The sequence below is a fragment of the Duganella caerulea genome, assembly GCF_040362985.1.
GTDB lineage: Bacteria > Pseudomonadota > Gammaproteobacteria > Burkholderiales > Burkholderiaceae_D > Rugamonas > Rugamonas vulcania.
Window position 1 is genome coordinate 509,767 of the sequence record NZ_BPWJ01000005.1, and the last position, 15,194, is coordinate 524,960.

Consider the following 15,194-nt stretch of genomic DNA (forward strand, 5'->3'; position numbering starts at 1 on the left):
CCAGCCAAACGACGAGATCGCACCATGCGTATATTGCTCACGGAAGATGATCCCCAACTGGGGCGCGCCACACAGATCGGACTGGAACAGGCCGGTTACGCGGTGGACTGGGTGCAGTCCGCCGAACATGCGCACACAGCGGTGCGGCTGCACGACTATGGCTGCATCCTGCTGGACCTGGGCTTGCCGGGACAGGACGGCATGCAGGCGTTGACCACGCTGCGCAACGCCGGCTATGGCGGCGCCATCCTGATCGTGACCGCCCGCGACAAAGTCCCCGAGCGCATCGCCGGCCTCGATGGCGGCGCCGACGATTTCATCGTCAAGCCTTTTGACCTGGATGAGCTGGCGGCGCGGATCCGCAGCGCATCGCGGCGCGCGGCGGGCCGGCTGCGTGAAGAGCTGGTGCACGGCGATCTGGTGCTCGATGTCGCCGCCCGCCAGGTGACCCAGGAGGGACGGCCGGTGTCGCTGACCAGCAGGGAATTCGGCATCCTGCTGACGCTGGTGGAAAACAGCGGCAGGGTACTGAGCCGCGAACAGCTGGAGCACCAGCTTTACAGCTGGGGCGAGGAAGTGGAAAGCAACGCGGTCCAGGTCCATATCCACCACCTGCGCAAGAAGCTGGGACGCGCACTGATCCGCACGGTGCACGCGATCGGCTACTGCATCGACAAGCCCACGCCGGAGCCAGGCGCATGAGCACCACCGCCGTGCCGCGATGGTCGCTGCGGCGCTTGCTGCTGGGCGTGCTGCTGGGGTTGACGCTGGCCTTGTGGGGCGGCAGCGCGTTCATCGTTTACCGCGAGGCGCAGCGCGAAAGCCAGGAACTGTTCGATCAATCGCTGGCGGAAACGGCGCAGCTGCTGCTGTCGCTGGCCGAGAACGAGGCGCGAGAGCACGGCACCGCGCTGGCGATCGACCTCAAGATACCGGAACGCCCGGACCATCATCGCTACCTGCTGTTCCAGATCCGCGACGCGCGCCAGCGCCTGCTCTACAAAAACGGCGGCGCACCCTCGACCGCGTTTGCGGTCGAGGCGCCGGAGGGTTATTCGTGGGCGCGAGTGGACGGCCACCGCAGCCGTCTCTACACCAGCTGGAACGCCGGCCGCACGGTGCAGATCCAGGTGGCCGAGCCGAGCAGCCACCGCGACGAAATCAGCACCCGGTTTTTCTACAAGGCCAGCGGCCTGGGCGTGGTGCTGGCGATGCTGGCCGGATTGGCGATCTGGCTATGCATCGACCGGGTGTTCCGGGTGCTGCAGGTGTCCGCCGACGAGGTCGGCGCGCGCACGCCCAACGACCTGGCCGACGTGCCGTTGGAGGGCGCTCCCAGCGAAGTGTTTCCGCTGCTGCTGGCGATCAACCGGCTGTTTGGCCGGGTCCGGCAAACCATGGAGTACGAACAGCGCTTCACCGGGGACGCCGCGCACGAACTGCGCACGCCGCTGGCGGCCATCAAGACCAATCTGCAGGTCATGCAACGGGCGCGCAGCGTGGCTGAACGCGACGAATTCATCGCCGGCCTGAACGTCAGCGTGGACCGCGCCAGCAGGCTGGTCGATCAATTGCTGACGCTGGCGCACCTCGATCCGCAGGACAGCCACGGCGTGGCGCTGGAGCAAGCGGACCTGGCGACGTCGCTGACCGAGGAGCAGGCTCACTGGCAGAGCCTGGCGACCGGCCATCAATTGCAGGTGGACGTCGCGCACGCGCCGTGCCGGATCGAGCGGGAAAGCCTGCGCATGTTGTTGCGCAACTTGGTCGACAACGCGGCGCGCTACACACCGGTGCCTGGCCGCATCGTGATCAGTTGCGGCCAGGCCGACGGCCACAGCTATCTGCGCGTGGCGGACTCGGGGCCGGGCATACCGCCGGCAATGCGCGAACGGGTCTTGGAACGTTTCTTCCGCCTGCCCGGCGCGAAGGCGCCCGGCAGCGGACTGGGCCTGTCCATCGTCAGCCGGATCGCGGCCATGCACGGGGCCACGCTCAGTCTCGACACCGGCATGAACGGTGTCGGGCTGGCCGTCACGGTCAGCTTTCCCGCGTCGGCGTAGCGCCTCTTATTCCTGGTGACGAATGGCGTCGATGACGATCCGCAGCGCCCTCGATTCGTGGCGGCGGCTGGGATAGTAGGCATGCAGGCCAGGGAACTTTCCGCACCAGTCGGCCATGACGCTGATCAGGCGGCCTTCGCGCACATGCTCGGCGACCATATCCTGCGTGACGAAGGCCAGCCCGTTTCCGCTCAGCGCGGCTTGCACCATGGACATCGCGCTGGTGAACTGCGCCTGGCCGCGCACCCTGGCCTCCACCTTGCGTCCTTGATGCTCCAGCTCCCAGGCGTAGACGCCTCCGCTGGCGAGCCGGAGCGTGATGCAGTTGTGCTTTAGCAGCGCTTGCAGGTTGCCCGGTCGGGGATGCCAGGCGAAGTAGCCGGGCGAGCCGACGATCATCGTGGGAATGTCGGGCGTCAGCCGGACGGCGATCATGTCCTCCTCCACCTGGTCGCCGTAGCGGACGCCGATGTCATAACGGTCCGCGGCGATATCGATCAGCCTGTAATCGGAATGGATCTCGATGTTGAGATCGGGATAGCCAGGCAGCACCGGCGCCAGCCTTGGCCACAGCAGCGTGTCGATGACGTGGTCGATCGCGGTGATCCGCACCGTGCCGGCCGGCTTGCCGTTCAAATCGCAGACCGCCGAGATCTCGGCGTTGACCTCCTCAAGCCGGGGCGCGACGTTTTTCAACAGGCGCTCGCCCGCTTCCGTCGGCGAAACGCTTCTGGTCGTGCGATTGAGCAAGCGCACGCCCAGGCGCGCCTCCAAGTCGCGGATGACGTGGCTGAGCGAGGATTGGGACATGCCAAGTTCGACCGCTGCGCGCGTGAAACTGCGGTGGCGGGCCACCTCGAAAAATAAAAGGATATCAACGATATTGTCGCGGGCCATCTGGGGTTCCTGGATTGATTGTCGATCCAATGTACACCTTTTCCGCATGAATGTGCGGCCCATTTATGGCTGGTACGCATATACCTATGCTGGTTTTCCGCGCGCCGACGGCCGCCGCCAAAAGTACGATGGCGCTGACCCTCACCTCACTGGAGAACCAGCATGACCACACAGGAATTAGATCGCCGTGAATTTTTGAAGACCGCCGGCACCGGCATCGCCGCATTGAGCACCTTGTCCGTTGCGGGAAGCCAGGCATTTGCTGCGGAAAAGGCGCCCGATCCGTCCAATGGCGCGGACAATTTCTACAAGAGCGCGAAAGTCTCGGCGCGAAAAGTCGTTTTCGATAACCAGTACAAAATGAAGGTGGTGGGGAATCTGTTCCTGCCACAAGGGTTCGACGGCAACGCCCGGTATCCGGCGATCGTGGTCGGCCATCCGATGGGCGCGGTGAAAGAACAAAGTTCGAACCTGTATGCGCAGAAGCTGGCCGAACAGGGCTTCGTCACGCTGGCCATCGATCAGTCCTTCTGGGGCGAGAGCGACGGCCAAGTGCGCAACGCGGTGGCGCCGGATATCTACGCCGAGGCGTTCAGCGCGGCGGTCGACTACCTGGGCAGCCAGGCCTCGGTGGACCGGGAGCGCATTGGCGTGCTGGGCATCTGCGGCAGCGGCAGTTTCGTCATCAGCGCGGCCAAGATCGACCCGCGCATGAAGGCCATCGCAACCGTCAGCATGTATGACATGGGAGCGGCCAACCGCAATGCGCTGAACCACTCGCAGACGCTGGAGCAACGCAAAAAAATCATCGCCGAGGCGGCGCGGCAGCGCGACGTCGAGTTCGCTGGCGGCCCGGTCAAGTACACCGGCGGCACGGTGCACCAGCTGGACGCGGACACGCACCCGATCCAGCGCGAGTTCTACGATTTCTATCGCACGCCGCGTGGCGAATTCACGCCTGCGGGTTCGTCGCCGGCGCTGACGACGCATCCGACACTGACCAGCAATGTGAAGTTCATGAACTTCTACCCGTTCAACGATATCGAGACGATTTCGCCACGGCCGATGCTGTTCATCACTGGCGACCAGGCGCACTCCAGGGAGTTCAGCGAAGAAGCGTACCGGCTCGCCGGCGAGGCCAAGGAACTGGTCATGGTGCCGGGGGCCGGACACGTCGACCTGTACGACCGGGTCAAGCTCATCCCTTGGGACAAGCTGACCGCGTTTTTCCGCAAGAACCTGGCATAGGGGCATTCCATGACAGCGCCAACAGCCGCCGCCTTGCACGCCGGCGTCCATGGAGACAGCAAGGCCGGTGCGCAACCGGCCAATTGGGGCGGCGTGTTCGCCATGGCGCTGTGCGTCTTCGCGCTCATCGCCTCGGAGTTCATGCCGGTCAGTCTGCTGACGCCGATGGCCAGGGATCTGCTGATCAGCAAAGGCCTGGCGGGACAGGGCATAGCCGTCTCCGGCGCATGCGCGGTGCTGACCAGCCTGTCGATGTCGGCGCTGGCTGGCGCCATGGACCGCAAGACGCTCCTGTTGGGCCTGACCGCCCTGATGGCGGTCTCCGGCGCGGTGGTCGCGACGGCGCCGAACTATCTGCTGTACCTGACCGGGCGGGCGTTGATCGGCGTGGTGGTCGGTGGCTTTTGGTCCTTGACGACCGCCACCGCGATGCGCCTGGTGCCGTCTCATCAGGTGCCGCGCGCCCTGGCGATTTTCAACGGCGGCAATGCGCTGGCGACCGTTGTCGCGGCGCCCCTGGGCAGCTACCTGGGTTCGGTCATCGGATGGCGTGGTGCGTTCTTCTGCCTGGTGCCGGTGGCCTTGGGCGCCGTCCTCTGGCAGTGGCTCAGCCTGCCGTCCATGCCGCCCCTGGCAGGCACGGCTAGATCGCGTAACGCCTTCCAGCTGCTGAAGGATCCGAAGATTGCCGTGGGCATGCTGGCGATCAGCGCGTTCTTCATGGGGCAGTTCACGCTGTTCACCTATTTGCGCCCCTTCCTCGAAACGGTGACGTTGGTGGACGCATCGACGCTTTCGCTCATCCTGCTGGCGATTGGCGTCGGGGGATTTATCGGCACCACCGTCATCAGCAGCTTCCTCAGCTGGAACTTCTACGCGACGCTGGTCGCCATCCCGACCCTGATGGCGTTGATCGCCTTGGCGCTTACCGTCGTGGGCAGCCATGTCGCGGCCGTGGCGGCGGTGCTGGGCATTTGGGGAGCGGTGGCGACCGCCGCGCCGGTTGGCTGGTGGTATTGGCTGGCAAACGCCCTGCCCCAAGATGCGGAGGCTGGCGGCGGCTTGATGGTCGCCGTCGTGCAGCTAGCCATTGGGCTGGGTTCGACCATCGGCGGCTTGCTGTTCGACGCGCGCGGCTACCAGAGCACGTTTATCGCGAGCGCGGCGGTGCTGCTGCTCGCCGCCATCCTGACGCTACTGAGCGCACGCAACGAAAATTAATACGCTGATCGAGGCCCGGGTATGAGAATTCATACGCGGGCACCAGCGCCTGGTCCCACCCCTCGCACAAAAACCTCATCCAATCAATGATTTGGCTCAATAGTCCGGCTGGTTGATGCCGTGGCACGGATAGTGCTATCTCTGTTGTGAAAAGCACATTCGATAGCGGCCACCGCTACGAAGCGCTTTTCACTATAAATAAAACGGAGACAACAACATGACCAAAGTAATTCCCGCCCGAATGTGCAGGCCACCTTCCTGACGTAAGCGCCACCAACGCCCGTCTGGCGGCGCCGCTTGCGCGCCGCTCCATCGCTAACTTCACGGCTGACCGAGCCCGAATCTTGGTCCGGCGGGGATTGCTGCATCCTCGATTTCGGTCGCGCCGTGATACCTACCGCAGAGTCTTATTGGATCGTTTATGAAAAAATCGTTAGTAGCTGGTCTCTTCCTCGCCACCGCAGCCGGCGCCGCCTCTGCGCAATCCGGCGTCACCGTCTACGGCATACTGGACGCGGGCATCACCCGCGAAACCGGGGGCGCCGAAGGCTCGGTCACCAAGCTGGCCAGTGGCGTGCAGTCCGGCAGCCGCCTGGGCTTCAAGGGACAGGAAGACCTGGGCAATGGCATGAACGCCCACTTCGTGCTGGAGAATGGGCTGGATCTGGACACCGGCAAGGCGCGCCAGAACGGCGCCCTGTTCGGCCGCCACGCCTATGTCGGCCTGACCACCAGCGCCGGTACCGTCAACCTGGGCCGTCAATGCAATCCGATCTTCATCGCGCTGGACGGCATCGACCCGTTTGAAACCGGCTTCACCGGCTCCGCCACCAATCTGATGAGCATTGGCACGGCACGCACCAACAACACCGTCAGCTACGCGACGCCCAACCTGAACGGCCTGTCGGCCACTGTGATGTATGGTTTCGGCGAACAGCCCGGTGACAGCACCTTGGGCCGCACCATCGCCTTTTCCATCGACTACGCTGCGGGCCCACTGGTGGGAACCCTGGCCTATGACAGCCTGAAGGTCACTTCCTTCAATACGTTGAAAGAAGTTCTGCTGGGCGCCAGCTACAACTTCGGCCCAGCGACCGTGCACGCCGCGTTTGAAACCGAAAAGGACGACCTCGGCGGTGACTTCCGCGACTTCCTGCTGGGTGCATCGGTGCCGCTCGGACAGGGCAAGCTGCTGGCCTCGTACGTGAAAAAGCAGGACCGTTCCTCGACCGAGCGAGGCGGACGACAGTTCGCGGTGGGCTATACCTACGCGCTGTCCAAACGCACCAACCTCTACAGCTCATTCGGCACCATCCACAACGAATCGGCCGCCACCAATATGGTGGGCGATGCGTCCAGCGGCGGCAGCGTGCCTGCTGCCGGCAATGGATCGCGAGCACTGTCGGTCGGCATTCGCCACAAGTTCTAAGCCACAAAGCACCACCGGGGTTTGCCCCTTTCGGGACCGGCCCTTATTCATCCCACTTATTTATTTTGGAGACTTTATGTTCGTTCCTATTTCCTCCCGTCTGATGTCCGCGCTGTGCGCCCTGGCGCTGCTGGCAGGGGCCGTTCCTGCGGTCCACGCCGCCGATGCCGCGCCATCGGCCCACGTCACCATCCTGGCCACCGGCGGCACCATCGCCGGCAGCGGCGCCACCAGCACCACCACGGTCGGCTACACCGCCGCCACCGTCGGCGTCGACCGCCTGATCCAGGCTGTGCCGGAGCTGGCCAAGGTGGCGCAAGTCAAGGGCGAGCAAGTGTTCCAGATCGCCAGCGAAAACATGACCAACGAGCATTGGCTGACTTTGGCCAAGCGCGTCAACACGCTGCTGGCGCAGCCGGATGTGGACGGCATCGTCATCACCCACGGCACCGACACGCTGGAAGAGACCGCCTTCTTCCTCGACATGGTCGTGAAGAGCAATAAGCCAGTGGTGCTGGTCGGCGCCATGCGTCCGGGCACCGCGCTGTCGGCCGACGGCCCGATCAACCTGTACAACGCGGTGCTGCTGGCGGCCAGCAAGGAAGCCATCGGCAAGGGCGTGCTGGTCACGCTGAACGACCAGATCCAGGGCGCGCGCGACGTCACCAAGACCAACACCTCGACGCTGGACAGCTTCAAGACGCCGGAGCTGGGCATGCTGGGCTACATCCAGGGCAACAAGCCTTACTTCTACCATGTGTCGACCCGCAAGCACACGGTTGACACCGAGTTCGACGTCAGCAAGCTCGACTCGCTGCCGCAGGTCGACATCGTCTACGGCTACGCCAACGTCGGCCCTGTGGCGCTGAACGCGCTGGTGGCTGCAGGCGCCAAGGGCATCATCCACGCCGGCGTCGGCGACGGCAGCCTGGCTTCCAAGGTTGCACCATCGCTGACCGCAGCCCGCAAGCAAGGCGTGCTGATCGTGCGCTCGGCCCGCGTCGGCCAAGGCATCGTGGCCCGCAACGGCGAAGCTAACGACGACGCGCTGGACTTCGTTGTGTCGGACACGCTGAATGCGCAGAAGGCGCGCATCCTGCTGATGCTGGCCCTGACCAAGACCAGCGACAGCAAGGAAATCCAGCGCATGTTCTACACCTACTAAAACTTGGGAAACTCCGGGGGGCATGTCTGCCCGCCCCTCCGGGGTGTCTGTGCCGCGCCCTACTTGGCGAAGCTTTGGTCGAAAGCCTTACTCCGCTCCTGAGCTGCATTCTTCTCACTCCGATCAAGCGCTAAGTAGCCTACGATTAAGGCAAGCAAAACAATAATGGCGATGAGCGGCAGTTTTCTCATGATGGCTTCCCTAAAATGAAATCGTCACTGCATTCAGTGCAATAACGATAATGCTGCATTTTTCACCACACTACCACCAAATACAATCCGCACGATTGGGTCGATCCATCATTTCGCTCGCTGCCCTAAGCAAGCTGAAGAACAAGCGGACAATGCCGGAAACGCAACGCCGCAACTGACACAGTTTTGGCACTGCGTGTATGTCAAAGCGCGCGAATCAACGCATCACATTGCCAAGCAATGCAACAGCTAAATCATTGATATATATGGGGAATTGTGGTGCGGCTGGCGGGGATCGAACCCACGACCCTTGGCTTCGGAGGCCAATACTCTATCCACTGAGCTACAGCCGCGCTGGGGGAATTTCTGAGGTGTGCCGTAGGATACCGGTTTTATCGAGAGTCGTCCATGGAAAGTGTCGTTTTGAGCATCTTTGCGTTTCCATGCAGGCATTTTTGAGTCTATAATCGCCCGTTTGGTGAAGGTTTTGCAAGGCAGCTGGTTGATACATTTCTTCTCTCGCCACCCGGCTTCGAAATTAGTCTGTTAAGGAAATCATGAGCGACGCACACAACGAACACGAATCCCCCATCAGGACGCCTAAGCAGCTGGTTGCTGCAGTCGTCGGCTTCTTTGGTGTTGTAGTCATCGGTATCATCCTGCTGGTGCAGTACGTCACCACGGACAAGTTGACCGGCGCCGGCTCCAATAGCCAGGCCGCTGAAGAAGTCGCCACCCGCATCGCGCCCGTCGCCGACGCCGGCTTCACGCTGAAAGATTCCAACGCACCGAAAGTGCTGCAGACCGGCGAAGCCATCTACACCTCGACCTGCGCGGCCTGCCACGGCAGCGGCGCGGCCGGCGCTCCCAAGTTCGGCGATGCCGGCGCCTGGGGCCCACGTATCGCCCAGGGCTACGACACCCTGGTCAAGCACGCCATCGAAGGCCTGCGCGCCATGCCGGCCAAAGGCGGCAATCCGGATCTGGATGACGTGGAAGTGGCCCGTGCCGTGGTCTACATGGCCAACAAGGGCGGCGCCTCGTTCAAGGAACCTCAAGCACCAGCCCCTGCGGCCGCTGCGCCAGAGGCTTCGGCGCCAGCCAAGTAAGCTTCAGCCTCACCAGAAGAACCGGCCCCAAGCGGCCGGTTTTTTTACGCCCCGACTATTTGCGGCCGGCGGCGATCTGGTATTTCTTCAGCTTGTCGTACAGGGTTTTGCGCGGCACCATCAGGTTGTCCGCCGCCAGCGCGACGTTGCCGTCCACCGCCGACAAGGCCTGCACGATCAGCTCGCGCTCGTGATGGTCGACCTGCTGCGGCAGCGACAGCGCCTCGACGGCGTCGGCCGGGGCCGCCAGCGGCGCGGTGGCGGCCACGCCCAGCACCAGCCGCTCGGCGAAGTTGCGCAGTTCGCGCACGTTGCCCGGCCACTCGGCCGCCTGCCATTGCGCCATCTGCTGCGCGCTCCACTGCGGCAGCGGGCGGCGGTAGCGGGCGGCGGCGTCGGCGGTGAAGTGGGCCAGCAGCAGCGGGATGTCGTCGCGCCGGTCGCGCAGGCGCGGCAGGTCGATGCTGACCACGCTGAGGCGGTAGTACAGGTCTTCACGGAACTGGCCTTGCGCGCTCAACTGTAATAGATCAAGTTTGGTCGCGGCGACGATGGTGCAGTCCAGCGCGACGGTGTCGTTGGCGCCCAATCTTTCCAGCCGCCGTTCCTGCAATACACGCAGCAATTTGACCTGCAAGGCCATCGGCATGCTTTCGATCTCGTCGAGGAAGACGGTGCCGCCCTGCGCGTACTCCAGCTTGCCGATGCGGCGCTTTTGCGCGCCGGTGAAGGCGCCCGCTTCGTGGCCGAAGATTTCGCTTTCAAACACCGATTCCGGCAGCGCGCCGCAGTTGATGGCGACGAAGTTGCCCTTGCGTCCGCTGGCGGCGTGCAGCAGGCGGGCCGCCACTTCCTTGCCGGTGCCGGTCTGGCCGTTGATCAGCACGTCCACGCCGGCCGGGGCGATGTTGCGGATCAGGACTTTCAGCTGTTCGATGGCGGCGGAGCGGCCGACCAGGTCCGGCATGTCGGGATGTTGGGCGCGGTCGCTGCGCAGCTGGCGGTTTTCCAGCACCAGCCGGCGGCGCTCCTGCGCGCGGCGCACCGCGTCCAGCAGGCGCTCGGCCGCGAACGGTTTTTCGATGAAGTCGTAGGCGCCGCTGCGCATCGCGGACACCGCCATCTCGACGTCGCCGTGGCCGGTGACGACGATGACCGGCAACTCCGCATCCAGCGCGGCGGCCTGCGCCAGCAGCTCCAGGCCGGAGCGGCCCGGCAGGCGCACGTCGGTGACGATCACGCCGGGGTAGTCGGCGCGCAGCAGCGCCAGCGCTTCCTCGGCGCTGGCGCAGGCCTGCACGCTGAAGCCGCCCAGTTCCAGCGTCTGGCTGGTGGCCAGGCGCAGCGCGGCTTCGTCTTCGATCAAGATTGCCTGCACTTCAAGTCCCCTCGGTTTGCAGCGGCAGACGCAGCTCGAAGCGCGCGCCGCCGCCGGGTTGATTATGCGCCGTCAGCTGGCCGTTCATGGCCTGCACGATGGACGACGAGATCGCCAGCCCCAGCCCCAGTCCCTTGCCGGACGGCTTGGTGGTGAAGAACGGTTCGAACAGGTGCGCCACCACCTGCTCGGGTATGCCGGCGCCGCTGTCGCTGATGCTGACCAGCGCGCTGGCGCCGTCGCGTTCGAGGCGGATGGCCACTTCGCGCCGCTCGGCCGTCTCGACCGCGTCAAGCGCGTTGCGCAGCAGGTTGATCAGCACTTGCTCGATGCGCACGCTGTTGCCGGTCACGTTCAGGCCGTCGGTCACGGCGATGTCCAGCGCGACGGCGTGGCGGCGGAATTCGCTTTCCAGCAAAAACGCCGAGGCGCGCACCGAGGCCGCCAGGTCGACCACGGCCACCGTCTCGTCCTTGCGCGCGAAGCCCTTGAGCTGGCCGATGATGGCGCCCATGCGCGCGCTGGCTTCGCTGATGTGGCCGAGGTTGCCCTCGACTTGCGCGCCCTGCCCGCGCTCCAGGAACACGCGGGCGTTGTCGGCGAAGGCGCGGATCGCGGCCAGCGGCTGGTTCAGTTCGTGGGTGATGCCGGCCGCCATCTGGCCCAGCATCGCCAGCTTGCCGGCCTGGACCAGCTCGTTCTGCGTGGAGCGCAGCAGGTGTTCGGTCTCCTGCAACTTGGCGTACTTGCTTTCCAGGTCCCGGTTGGTGGTGCGCAGCTGCTGCGTGCGTTCGACGATCTTGTCGTCCAGCTCGGCGGCGGCCTGGCGCAGCGCGGCGGCCGAGGCCATGCGCTCCTCCACGCGGCGGCGGCGCTGGTGCAGCGCCCAGCTCGACACGGCCGCGCAGGCCACCAGCAGCACCGCCGCCGCCGCCCACTGCATGCCGGTGCGCAGCACGCGTTGCTGGGCGGGGAACAGCATCAGCTCCCAACCCAGCTGGCCGACCGGCTGCGTGACGAACAAATCCGGATGCCCTTTCAGCGGCGTGATCTTCTGGCCGGTGTATTGCTGGGTGTGCGCCAGGTGGCGCTCGGTGGCCGCGTCCAGCGCGTGCAGGCTGCGGTAGATCCAGTCCGGGCGGTTGCTGAGGAAGATGACGCCGGAACTGTCGGCCAGCACGATGGCGTCGTCGCTGCTGCGCCAGGTGCGTTCGAAGTCGGCCAGGCTGATCTTCACAGCCACCACGCCGGCGACCGGGCCGCCCGCCGTGCCGTTGCGGTACACGGGCTGGGCGATGAAGTAGCCGGCCTCGCTGGTGCTGGTGCCGATGCCGTAGAAGCGCCCCGCCCTGCCGTGCAGCGCGGCGTCGAAATAGGGGCGGTAGGAAAAGTTCTTGCCGACGAAGCCCAGCGGCTGGTTCCAGTTGCTGGCGCCGATGGTCAGGCCGTCGCGGTTCATCACGTAGATGGCGCCGACCTTGGCCTGCTGCTGGATGGTTTGCAGCGTGCTGTTGAGGCGGTTGATGGCCGGCGCATCGGACGGGTGCGCCAGCGCTTCGATCAGGTCGGGCTGGAAGCCCAGCACGAACGGCAGGGTTTCATATTTTTGCAGCAGCGACTGCAGGTCCGGCGCCATCAGTTGCAGTTGGCGCTGGCCCTGCTGCCGTAGCTCCTCGCGAGCGCGCCAGGTGCCGGCCAGATAAGAGCCGGCGATCACGCCCAGCGCGCATGCGAAGGAGATTACAAACAGCAGCAGGTTTTTTTGGGCGCGCATGGGCAGATTCTACTGCACCCCGCTCAGTCCACCGCCGCCATGCGCATCTCGTCGTTGTGGTGGCGCTGCTGTTCCTCCATCACCAGCTGGCCCAGCTCGCGCTTGAGGGCGTTGAACTCGGCGGCGGATGGGTCGCGCAGGCGCGGCAAGTCCACCATCATGTCGCGCTTGACGGTGCCGGGACGGTAGGTCATCACGACGATGCGGTCGGCCAGGTAGATCGCTTCCTCGATGCTGTGGGTGACGAAGATGATGGTCTTCTTCAGCTCGGCCCAGATGCGCAGCAGTTCGTCCTGCAGGTTGCGGCGGGTCAGCGCGTCCAGTGCGCCGAAGGGTTCGTCCATCAGCATGATCGGCGAATCGAGCGCCAGCACGCGGGCGATGGCCACCCGCTGGCGCATGCCGCCGGACAGGTCCTTCGGGAAGCGGTGCTTGAAGTCGCCCAGCGACAGCATGCCCAGCAATTGGTCGACCTTGGCCGCGATCTCGGCCTGCGGCATGCCCTTGATTTCCAGGCCGAAGGCGATGTTCTTTTCCACCGTCATCCAGGGGAACAGTGCGTACTCCTGGAACACCATGCCGCGTTCCGGGCCGGGGCCGGTGACCAGCTTGCTGTCGGCGGTGATGGTGCCGGACGACGGCAGCGAGAAGCCGGCGATGGCGTTCAGCAGCGTGGACTTGCCGCAGCCGGAAGGCCCGAGCAGGCAGACGAACTGGCCCTGCGGGATCTCCAGGTTGATGTCCTTGAGGGCGATCACTTCGCGGCTGTCGGTCTTGAAGACCTTGTTGACGGCTTTGACTTCGATATGGGTCATGTCAGTTCTCCAGGCCGCGGTGCCAGCGCAGCAAATGATTGTTCAGTTTGTTCATGCCGACGTCGATGATCAGGCCCAGCAGGCCGATGCTGATCATGCCGGCAATGATTTTGTCGGACCAGAAGTATTCGCGCGCTTCGAGGATGCGAAAGCCGAGGCCGTTGTTCACGGCGATCATCTCGGACACGATGACGACGATGAAGGCGGTGCCGATGCCGATGCGCACGCCGGACAGGATGTAGGGCACGGCGGCCGGCAGCATCACGCGGACAAACATGGTGCGCTGGCTTACGCCGAGGTTGCGGGCGGCGCGGATGTAGATGCCGTCCACCTGGCGCACGCCGGCGATGGTGTTGACCAGCACCGGGAAGAACGCGCCGAGCGCGATCAGGAACACGGCCGGTGCGTTGCCCAAGCCGAACCACAGGATGGCCAGCGGGATGTAGGCGATCGGCGGAATTGGCCGCAGTACCTGCATCAACGGATTGAACCATGCGTACATGCGCTGGCTCGATCCCATCAGCAGGCCCAGCGGCAGCGCCAGGCCGGCGCCGATGGCGAAGCCGACGACCACGCGGTACATGCTGCTGAAGGTGTCGCCCAGCAGCTCGCCGGACAGCGCCCAGGCCAGCCACGATTGCGTGGCCGGATCGTGGGCGGTCAGTGGCAGCAGGTATTCGATCCACTTGTGCACCACCGCGAACGGCGACGGCAGCACCTGCGGATTGACCCAGCCCAGCATGGCGCTGGCTTGCCACAGGGCGACGATAACGATGGGCACAACCGCGCCCGAGGCGGCTTGCCGCCAGTCTTGCTTGCTCATGGTGAGTCTCCGTGGTTATTGAACGCGGTTATTGAATGCCCAGGCTTTTCTTGGCCGCATCCAGCAGGTCGGTCTTGACCCAGTCCTTGGCCACCGGCGCGGCGCGCATCTTGCCGGTGCCGTGCTTGGCCATCACGTCGGTGGTGATCTGGATGTGCTCGGGGGTGATGTCATAGGTGTACGGCGAATTGCTGATGGCGTCGTCGAAGTCGTCCTTGGTGATCTGGTTCTTGAAGATCACCTCGCGCACGTACTTCTCGGCGACCGGCTTGTTGTCGATGAACAGCTTGGTGGCCTGCACGAAGCAGGTCATGAACTTGGCGGCGGTGGCGCGGTGCTCCTTGTAGAACTTCTCGCTCATCACCATCGTGCGCACCGGCGCGCCGATCGGCGTGTCATACGGCTTCATCACTTCCACGCCGTAGCCTTTGTTGATGGCCTGCGAGGATTGCGGTTCGCTCTGCATGATGGCGTCGAGGTTCTTGCCCATCAGCGCCTGGTTCAGGTCGGCGAACGCCAGGAAGATCAGCTGCACGTCCTTGCCAGGCTGGTCGGAGGCGGTCAGGCCGGCCTGGGCCAGCTCGGCGATCAGCAGCACCTCGTGGATGCCGCCGCGCGTGACGCCGACTTTCTTGCCCTTCAAATCCTTGATCGACTTGATGTTGCTGTCGGGACGGGCGACCAGGCGCGCGCCGCCCTTGGCGAAGCCGGCCACAACGTAGATCGGCGCGCCGTTGGCGCGGCCGGAGATGGCGGCCTCGGAGGCGGTGGCGCCGACGTCGAGCTCGCCGGCCAGGATGGCTTGCATCACGTCCGGGCCCTTGGCGAAGACGTGCTCCTCCACCTTGATGCCGCACTTGGGCGCGATTTCCTTGATGTACGAGACGGCGCCGTAGTGGGCGAACTTGAGGTTGCCGAGGCGGACCACCTCCTGCGCTTGCGCACCCGAGGCGGCGGCCAGCGCGAGGGCCAGCGATAACAGACGGAACTTGAACATGCGTGTCTCCTTTGTGGTTGTAGTTACCGGGAGACATTGCAGCTTCCGTGCCAAGCATGGGCTGCGGCTCAAGTCATTGATTTT

14 protein-coding genes and 1 tRNA gene are annotated in these 15,194 nt (G+C 64.5%); 7 read left to right on the forward strand and 8 right to left on the reverse strand.

Features of this window, described 5'->3' with window-relative positions; translation table 11 throughout:
* The first annotated feature begins 24 nt into the window (after positions 1-24).
* Both ACUJB0_RS18065 and ACUJB0_RS18070 read left to right on the forward strand, forming a co-directional pair.
* Positions 25-702: a response regulator gene (locus tag ACUJB0_RS18065; protein WP_444846407.1), complete on the forward strand. Its 678-nt coding sequence runs from the start codon at positions 25-27 to the stop codon at positions 700-702.
* A complete protein-coding gene (locus ACUJB0_RS18070) occupies positions 699-2,063 on the forward strand; it encodes a sensor histidine kinase (protein ID WP_444846408.1) in 1,365 nt (454 codons plus the stop codon). The genes ACUJB0_RS18065 and ACUJB0_RS18070 overlap by 4 nt, the downstream gene beginning before the upstream one ends.
* A gap of 6 nt (positions 2,064-2,069) precedes the next feature.
* Here the strand turns inward: ACUJB0_RS18070 and ACUJB0_RS18075 are convergent, their stop codons facing one another.
* Positions 2,070-2,960 carry a LysR family transcriptional regulator gene (locus tag ACUJB0_RS18075; RefSeq protein ID WP_444846409.1) on the reverse strand — a complete coding sequence of 297 codons (891 nt, stop codon included), beginning with the start codon at positions 2,958-2,960 and terminating at the stop codon, positions 2,070-2,072.
* Between the two features lie 162 nt (positions 2,961-3,122).
* On the opposite strand from ACUJB0_RS18075, the gene ACUJB0_RS18080 reads away from it, so the two are divergent.
* The 4 genes from ACUJB0_RS18080 (at position 3,123) to ACUJB0_RS18095 (ending at position 8,023) form a co-directional block, all read left to right on the forward strand.
* Positions 3,123-4,208, forward strand: a complete 1,086-nt coding sequence (locus tag ACUJB0_RS18080) for an alpha/beta hydrolase (RefSeq protein WP_444846410.1) — start codon at positions 3,123-3,125, stop codon at positions 4,206-4,208.
* Positions 4,209-4,217: 9 nt separating this feature from the next.
* Complete coding sequence (locus ACUJB0_RS18085) at positions 4,218-5,429, forward strand: MFS transporter (RefSeq protein WP_444846411.1); 1,212 nt, start codon at positions 4,218-4,220, stop codon at positions 5,427-5,429.
* Between the two features lie 421 nt (positions 5,430-5,850).
* Complete coding sequence (locus ACUJB0_RS18090) at positions 5,851-6,858, forward strand: porin (RefSeq protein WP_444846412.1); 1,008 nt, start codon at positions 5,851-5,853, stop codon at positions 6,856-6,858.
* 103 nt (positions 6,859-6,961) lie between these two features.
* The gene (locus ACUJB0_RS18095; protein ID WP_444846509.1) at positions 6,962-8,023 is read left to right on the forward strand and encodes a type II asparaginase; all 1,062 of its coding nucleotides are present in this window, start codon (positions 6,962-6,964) and stop codon (positions 8,021-8,023) included.
* 59 nt (positions 8,024-8,082) lie between these two features.
* On the opposite strand, the gene ACUJB0_RS18100 is transcribed toward ACUJB0_RS18095, so the two are convergent.
* The gene (locus ACUJB0_RS18100; protein ID WP_256369123.1) at positions 8,083-8,214 is read right to left on the reverse strand and encodes a hypothetical protein; all 132 of its coding nucleotides are present in this window, start codon (positions 8,212-8,214) and stop codon (positions 8,083-8,085) included.
* A gap of 277 nt (positions 8,215-8,491) precedes the next feature.
* Positions 8,492-8,567, reverse strand: a tRNA-Arg gene (locus ACUJB0_RS18105).
* Positions 8,568-8,771: 204 nt separating this feature from the next.
* Between ACUJB0_RS18105 and ACUJB0_RS18110 the strand changes: the two genes are divergently transcribed.
* Positions 8,772-9,323, forward strand: a complete 552-nt coding sequence (locus tag ACUJB0_RS18110; RefSeq protein WP_444846413.1) for a c-type cytochrome — start codon at positions 8,772-8,774, stop codon at positions 9,321-9,323.
* 55 nt (positions 9,324-9,378) lie between these two features.
* Here the strand turns inward: ACUJB0_RS18110 and ACUJB0_RS18115 are convergent, their stop codons facing one another.
* Genes ACUJB0_RS18115 through ACUJB0_RS18135 form a run of 5 tightly spaced genes read right to left on the reverse strand, consistent with a single transcriptional unit; the run spans position 9,379 to position 15,110 of the window.
* The gene (locus ACUJB0_RS18115) at positions 9,379-10,701 is read right to left on the reverse strand and encodes a sigma-54-dependent transcriptional regulator (RefSeq protein ID WP_444846414.1); all 1,323 of its coding nucleotides are present in this window, start codon (positions 10,699-10,701) and stop codon (positions 9,379-9,381) included.
* Between the two features lies 1 nt (position 10,702).
* On the reverse strand, positions 10,703-12,475 hold the full coding sequence (locus tag ACUJB0_RS18120) for a sensor histidine kinase (protein WP_444846415.1): 1,773 nt from the start codon (positions 12,473-12,475) through the stop codon (positions 10,703-10,705).
* Positions 12,476-12,498: 23 nt separating this feature from the next.
* On the reverse strand, positions 12,499-13,290 hold the full coding sequence (locus ACUJB0_RS18125) for an ABC transporter ATP-binding protein (RefSeq protein WP_444846416.1): 792 nt from the start codon (positions 13,288-13,290) through the stop codon (positions 12,499-12,501).
* 1 nt (position 13,291) lies between these two features.
* On the reverse strand, positions 13,292-14,113 hold the full coding sequence (locus tag ACUJB0_RS18130) for an ABC transporter permease (protein WP_444846417.1): 822 nt from the start codon (positions 14,111-14,113) through the stop codon (positions 13,292-13,294).
* Between the two features lie 28 nt (positions 14,114-14,141).
* The gene (locus ACUJB0_RS18135; RefSeq protein WP_444846418.1) at positions 14,142-15,110 is read right to left on the reverse strand and encodes an ABC transporter substrate-binding protein; all 969 of its coding nucleotides are present in this window, start codon (positions 15,108-15,110) and stop codon (positions 14,142-14,144) included.
* Between the last annotated feature and the right edge of the window lie 84 nt (positions 15,111-15,194).

Excerpts from the sequence above, each read along its gene's own strand:
- ACUJB0_RS18110 (WP_444846413.1), top strand. The coding sequence starts at position 8,772 with ATGAGCGACGCACACAACGAACACGAATCCCCCATCAGGACGCCTAAG.
- ACUJB0_RS18085 (WP_444846411.1), top strand. The coding sequence starts at position 4,218 with ATGACAGCGCCAACAGCCGCCGCCTTGCACGCCGGCGTCCATGGAGAC.
- ACUJB0_RS18075 (WP_444846409.1), bottom strand. The coding sequence starts at position 2,960 with ATGGCCCGCGACAATATCGTTGATATCCTTTTATTTTTCGAGGTGGCC.
- ACUJB0_RS18090 (WP_444846412.1), top strand. The coding sequence starts at position 5,851 with ATGAAAAAATCGTTAGTAGCTGGTCTCTTCCTCGCCACCGCAGCCGGC.
- ACUJB0_RS18080 (WP_444846410.1), top strand. The coding sequence starts at position 3,123 with ATGACCACACAGGAATTAGATCGCCGTGAATTTTTGAAGACCGCCGGC.
- ACUJB0_RS18125 (WP_444846416.1), bottom strand. The coding sequence starts at position 13,290 with ATGACCCATATCGAAGTCAAAGCCGTCAACAAGGTCTTCAAGACCGAC.
- ACUJB0_RS18120 (WP_444846415.1), bottom strand. The coding sequence starts at position 12,475 with ATGCGCGCCCAAAAAAACCTGCTGCTGTTTGTAATCTCCTTCGCATGC.
- ACUJB0_RS18130 (WP_444846417.1), bottom strand. The coding sequence starts at position 14,113 with ATGAGCAAGCAAGACTGGCGGCAAGCCGCCTCGGGCGCGGTTGTGCCC.
- ACUJB0_RS18095 (WP_444846509.1), top strand. The coding sequence starts at position 6,962 with ATGTCCGCGCTGTGCGCCCTGGCGCTGCTGGCAGGGGCCGTTCCTGCG.
- ACUJB0_RS18065 (WP_444846407.1), top strand. The coding sequence starts at position 25 with ATGCGTATATTGCTCACGGAAGATGATCCCCAACTGGGGCGCGCCACA.
- ACUJB0_RS18100 (WP_256369123.1), bottom strand. The coding sequence starts at position 8,214 with ATGAGAAAACTGCCGCTCATCGCCATTATTGTTTTGCTTGCCTTAATC.
- ACUJB0_RS18070 (WP_444846408.1), top strand. The coding sequence starts at position 699 with ATGAGCACCACCGCCGTGCCGCGATGGTCGCTGCGGCGCTTGCTGCTG.
- ACUJB0_RS18135 (WP_444846418.1), bottom strand. The coding sequence starts at position 15,110 with ATGTTCAAGTTCCGTCTGTTATCGCTGGCCCTCGCGCTGGCCGCCGCC.